Here is a 2,496-nt window from a genome sequence, read left to right on the forward strand (position 1 = left end):
GTAGGCTCGGCAAACAACGCCTTTCCGCTTTACAGCGGTAGGTTTTCGTTTGCCTGCCCCCGAACCGTACTTACACGTCTCCATGTATACGGCTCTCCATCTGTAACATCATTTTTACTTATCACAGCTCTGGATTTTTGTGTTGCATTCCGCACAAACGACCAAAGTCTTTCTGTGCATATAGAGCATTTTGCGTTCCCAGTCATTTTTACCTTTTAACTCTTTGAGAGTGCGGACATGGTGCATTACCACTTCTCCGTGCTTGCCACATAGTTCGCACGTTTTTGTTGTAAGCCTTTCTATCAAACTCAACGATGGTGTTTTGAACATATACGGCAGATTGTCACTTGGGGCTGTTTCACAATCCGTTTTACGGGCGTAGCCCTCATTGTAGAATACCCTGTACTTGGTTTCTCTTCCCTTGTTTACAAAAGGCACGGCAAAGAGATTATCCTTGCGATATGTTTCAATGACTTTTCTTACTGACATATTCAGCTTTTGAGCAAGAGTTTTGTACATGGAGAACTTCATAATACAGCCGAAAGAGCGTCCCAAAGCCGATGCATTGTTTGCTATTGAGTAATAGTTGTAGAACCCTCGTATTTCGGTATTAAACTGAGATACAATCTCGTGCGCTTCATTGTCAATCATATAAGTCCTGCCTTTTGACACCCATGTTTCCTTGCCGTGTTTGGTGACAACTTTCATGGCTTCGAGGCTGAGCAGTTTATTCTTGATAATTTCTCTTGAAACGTGCAGTATCACATTCCCGTTGAAGTGTCTGCGCACTGTTCCGTTACTGTTTCTCTTTGTGGCATAGTCTTTACGGACATATATTTCGTAACCCAAAAATTTTGCGCTGTCTTGTGCGTTTGTAATCAAAGTCTTTTCCTGTGACATCTCCAGCCTTAACTTTTCCTGCATAAACTTAGTGATGTCAGCTTTGATTGTCTCACATTCGTTTTTCGTTCCGATAACCCCGATTAGGAAATCATCGGCGTAGCGCACATATCTCAGTCTGCGAAAATTTCTATCCATATCGTTGCCACTCGGCATTGTTAGTATCCGTTTCTGCTTTTCGTGCAGTTCTTCTACCATTCTTGTTCTTTCGTTTGCATCCTTCACTTCGTTTATCCTACGTTTTAGATAGTGTACTCTGCTGTTGAGTTTGCAAATATCCTTGTTGCGGCTTCTTACTGTCCCTTTATTGAATTTGTTGGCATATTCATTCATGTACTTATCGAACTTGTCAAGGTATATATTTGCCAAAATAGGGCTTATGATACCACCTTGCGGTGTCCCTGAATAAGTCTTGTTGAATTGCCACTCTTCCATGTACCCCGCGTTGAGGAATTTCCGTGTCAGACGAAGAAATCTGTCATCTGCTATTCTACCTTTCATTATTTCTATCAGCACATCATGGTCTATGTTGTCAAAGAAGCCTTTTATATCTCCCTCAATGAACCATTTTGCACCGTTGAAATTGTTTTGTAGACTTTTCAGTGCCGTGTGGCAGCTTCGGTTTGGTCTGAAACCGTGCGATGTCCACTCAAAGTGTCCCTCGTATATGGCTTCAAGTACCATTCTTACTACCTCTTGAACCAATTTGTCTTCAAAAGACGGTATCCCTAACGGACGCATCTTCCCATTCTTTTTCGGAATGTAAATTCTCTTTGCAGGATTGGGACTATAAGTCTCATCCTTTATACTCTCTATGAGTTTGTTTATCCTATCCATGCTCATTTCATCCTCTGTTTTGCCATCTGTGCCGGGCGTCATGTTTCCCGGCTTCGCATACATACGTTGGTAAGCGACAAAGAACATCTGTTCATTGAATAGAATACGGTAGAGCCTTTCGTATTTATACTCAGGCTCGTTGCTGTGTCCAGCTAAAATGTTTAATACTTGCTCTGGATTTCTCATACGTCTCTCACGTTTTCCGTTGTTTGTATTAAAGTTACAGACTACTTCCCTTCGCCATGTACAAGGCTTTCCCCTGCTCGGACTACTATGGAAGTTCCGTTACCATATCGGATATTCAAAAGCTTTCTTTATAGCTGTTTATTCCAGCGTTCCGACTTAGGTAATCCCCAGTTAGTTCTCTTAATAACTATTAGCACGACATACTGTCGGATGCGACTTTCGTTCTTGTCCGCTTATTGCGGCTGTGTCATAGTCGGTTCTTTATGCTCTGCACTAACGCTCAAAATAGGCAGAGTACTATGAAACAACGTATATATAATAGTCTTCCGTTGTTGCAAGATTTGGTACCACCGAACTATCGTTCAACCAATCAAGGCTTCATCCTTATGTATGTCTTTTCGTCTTGCCCCTCAGTCGCCACTTGACTATTAGTGGACTTGGAGCTTTAATCAGTATGCTACACTCCCCATTGGGTTTCCCCTTTGGATAAACTGATTGACGATAGGATTATATCGAACCCAATCCTAACTTCTTGCTAAAGAAGTATTTATTAAGCGACCATTCTGGGCGCAC

The 2,496-nt window shown here is 42.0% G+C and carries 1 protein-coding gene; it reads right to left on the reverse strand.

Annotated features, from left to right (window positions below; all coding sequences use genetic code 11):
* Positions 1–114: 114 nt before the first annotated feature.
* Complete coding sequence (locus tag HMPREF9441_RS09340; RefSeq protein ID WP_008620487.1) at positions 115–1,923, reverse strand: reverse transcriptase/maturase family protein; 1,809 nt, start codon at positions 1,921–1,923, stop codon at positions 115–117.
* Between the last annotated feature and the right edge of the window lie 573 nt (positions 1,924–2,496).

The organism is Paraprevotella clara YIT 11840 (genome assembly GCF_000233955.1).
Classification (GTDB): Bacteria; Bacteroidota; Bacteroidia; order Bacteroidales; family Bacteroidaceae; genus Paraprevotella; species Paraprevotella clara.